This window comes from Streptomyces sp. NPDC059994 (genome assembly GCF_042737755.1).
GTDB lineage: Bacteria > Actinomycetota > Actinomycetes > Streptomycetales > Streptomycetaceae > Streptomyces.
This window is the reverse complement of record NZ_JBHWUR010000212.1, coordinates 1-3,561: the sequence shown is the minus strand read 5'-3', so window position 1 is coordinate 3,561 and position 3,561 is coordinate 1. Positions and strand designations below refer to the sequence as shown.

Below are 3,561 nucleotides of genomic sequence, written 5' to 3'. Positions count from 1 at the left end.
GCGGCGGCGGCTTCGTCCAGGGCGCGGGTGCGGCGGACGGCAGCTCGTTCGTGCAGGCGGTGCAGCTGGATGCCGGTGAGGTCCGCGAGCGGCCGTACGGGATGGGTGCGGAGGGCGCGGGCGGTCTTGTCCGCGCAGCGCTGGAGGTAGCGGTCGATGCGCCAGGCCAGCACGACGGCTGGGTCCTCGGCGTCGGCCAGGGAGCGCTGCGGGCGCACCGAGTTGATGAGACGGGCCGCGTCCCAGCCGCCCGCGGCGGCTTTGCGTAGCGTGCGGGCCAGGACGGGCCAGCCCTCGGCCTTGGTGAACAGCACGGCCGCGGGGCCGACCGCCTGGTGCACAGCTTCGGCGAGTACCTGCTCCCACGCGCGGCGAGCCACATCGGCGAACTCTTCGGCCAGCCGTGCGGGGGCGGTGGCGGCTTCCTGCAGGGTGCGCAGCGTCTCGGTCGCCGAGCGCGACGCCCGCGAGTTCCCGGCGATCTTCTGTACGGTCGCGGCGAGCGGGATACCGGACTCGCAGGTCACGTAGAGGCGGTTGGTGCGTGCTCCCCGGGTGAGCTGGACGTAGGCGCTTTCCCGGCTGGTGCGGGCGGTGGCCAGGCCGTGGCTGGTGTCCACGGTGATGCCCTGGGCGCGGTGGACGGTGGCGCTGTAGCCGAGGTCGACGCCGGTGTCGACGTAGGTGGCGGGCAGGCGTACCCGGCCGGCGTGTTCTGCGTGGGCGACGACCAGGCCGCCGTCCTCGCACAGGGCGACGACGGTCCACACGTCACCGTTCTTGACGAAGTCGCGGGCGCCGCGGGTCAGGAGGTGGCGGGCGTTGTCGCGGGTGACGACACGGTCACCGACATGGGCGCGCAGCCCGTCGCGCAGCGGACGGCCGTGGCGGGTGTCCAGGCGGCCCAAGGCGGCGAGCCAGGCCTGGGCCCGCTGGTTGAGGGCGGTGACGGTGCCGGCGTCTTCGGCGGTCATCAAGGAGCTGCGGTGGCGGGTGATGTCGTGCTGCCAGGCGGCGAAGACCGCGTGCAGCATCGCCTCCTCGTCCCCGCCCAGCAGCCGGTGGTGGTCCAGGTGCCAGGCGAAGGCGTCCTCGGCGGGTCCGTCGCGCAGCGCGAGGGTCGCGGCGGCTTCCCCATCGGTGGTGAAGCGGTGCAGGGCGGTGAGTTCGGCGGCCCCGGCCTCGCGGGCGATGAGCCGCAGGGCGCCGCCCGCCTCGACGGCGGCCAGCTGCGCCGGGTCCCCCAGAAGCCGCACATGGGCGCCGGCGGCTTTGGCGTCGTCCAGGACGCGCCGCAGCAGGACGGTGCCCGCCATCCCGGCTTCATCGGCGACCACCACATCCCCGGGGCGCAACCGGTAGGCGGCCGGGACCGGTTCGCCGCGGGCCGCCTTGTCCCGCATGATCATCCAGCCGTGCAGGGTATGCGCCGCATCCAGGTGCGCGGAGAGCACCTTCGCGGCCCGGGAGGACGGTGCCAGGGCGATGAGGCGGCCACCGGAGGCGGCCACCGCCGCCCCGACGACCTTGAGCGCGGTGGTCTTGCCCGATCCGGCCGGGCCGATCCCCGCGCCCACAAGGCGCTCCCCGCAGGCGAACGCCCGCGCCAGCGCCCGCTGCCCCGCATCCAACGGGATCGCGGAATGCTCATCGTGCAGGGCCGCGACCGCATCGAACACCGCACCGCTCACCGGAGGGATCACCGGGGTGCGAGCCGCGCTCAGCAGGGCGTCCTCGGCGGCCAGCACCGCGGGCGTGGTGTAGGTGCGGGTGTGGCGCGGGCGGTAGACGCTGGTGCCGTCAGGGCGCAGCAAGTCGGGGTGGGGGGTGTGGAATTCGGGCGGGGTCAAATCCAGGCACAGGCCCATGGCGTGCTCGGTGAGCTCCCGGACCAGCGTGGAGGGGGCGAGGGTTCCGGCGCACAGGCGGGCCATATGCCGCTCGGCCTCGGCTGCCACATGGCGCCGGGCGAACACCGCGCGGTGCTCGGCCACGGTCGCGATGACGGCGGCGGCCTCGCGCTCCACATCCAGCACGCCGGGGTCGACGGTCGCGGCATGTTCGCGGGCCCGCTCCAGGAGGTGGTCGACCGCGTCCGCGCCCACCAGGTCAACAGCCATCTCCCGCCACCGGCCGCGCAGCACCTCCAGCGGCCGGACCTGCTTGTGGGCGGGCCGGGTCTCGCGGGCGGCGCGGGCCAGCAGCGTCATGCGCTGCGCCTGGCTCACGCTGCGGCCCCACCGCAGCTCGTAGTCGGCGACCAGCTCCTCCAGGCGGGCGCGGATGTCCGTATCGCGTGAGGACATGCCGCGTACCAGCCCGGCGGGCAGGCCGGCGATTTCCAGCACCGGCCTCCTGCCGGGCGTCGGCCACACCTGGGTGGTGGCAAGGCCGAGGCGGTGGCAGACCTCCTCCATGACGCGGCGGTTGTAGTGCTCGGAGGCGGTGACGATCTGGCGGAAGAGCAGGCGGCCGTCGATGCTGCGCCACTTCCCGTCCCTGCCCTGGATTTTGTTGGCGACGACGACGTGGTCGTGGAGCAGCGGGAGGCCGTGGCGGTTGTCGAAGTGCCGGTAGCGCACGGCGATCAGCGCCGCGCGGGCGTCCTCCTGCGCCAGACTTCCCGCCCCGGTCCGCACCGCGAGCGCGTTGTCCTCCAGCCAGGTCAGCGTCTCGGTGATCGCCTGCTCGTGCGCCGCCTCGATCTCCAGGCGGCTCTCCTCATCGGCCAAAGCCCACAGGACACTCACCGACTTGCTGCGGAAGACCAGGTCGTAGCCCGCCACCGGATGGCGCTCCTGGTGGTGTTGGGCGGCGGCGAGGTAGCGGGCGAGCTCGCGGCCGTCGGCCGGGCCGCGCCCGTGGTCCTCGCGAAAGGCCCTGGCCGCAACGCGCATCCGGATCCGGGTGCGCTCCGTGTTGTCGAGCATGTGCGGTCCGGCGAGCTGCTGGGCTGTCTCGATCGCCTCCTCGATACGGCGCTGAAGCGGGCCGGGCCCGCCGCTGTACTGGGCGAAGGCGTAGCCGAGGCGGACCTGGCGCACGGCTTGGGCTGCGGAGGCCCCGCCGGCGAGGGCCTGGGTGGCCAGGCGGTGCGCGTCAGGGTGCAGGCCCAGGCCGAACAGGGCACGCACCTGCTCCTCCTGGGCGGGCCCGGACATGCCCAGAGCGGGCGCCGCCCGGCCCATCCACACCCCCGGCGGCAACCCGGTACGGGCCTGCGCCTGCCCCAACCCCTCGCCCCGCGGGCGCGGCTGATCGCCGCTGGAGACCGTGCGCTGGTAATAGCGATAGCCCCAGCCGGCGCTCACCTTGCACACGTCGACACCCATCAGGGCAGCCACCATCCGCCGCACCGCCCCAGCACACAGCCGCCCGGCCGCCGCTGACCGGCCCTCTTCCCGCCCGGCGGGAACAAGCAAAGAACTCTCCCGCCCGGCGGGAACCGGAGCACGGCGCCGGCAAGGCCCGCACAGAGCAAGAGCTTTCGCTGAAGTGACGGCTCGACCGAAGGTCGATCCCGCTGTCCTCAGGGGTGCTCACCGAGCACCCCTGAGGACC

General features: G+C 74.1%; 1 protein-coding gene. It reads right to left on the bottom strand.

The genetic code is table 11. The features are described 5' to 3' along the window. Positions 1–3,332, bottom strand: a 3,332-nt coding sequence (mobF, locus tag ACFWA7_RS39815) for a MobF family relaxase (protein WP_385828047.1), incomplete at its 3' end; no start/stop codon positions are given. Positions 3,333–3,561: the final 229 nt, after the last annotated feature.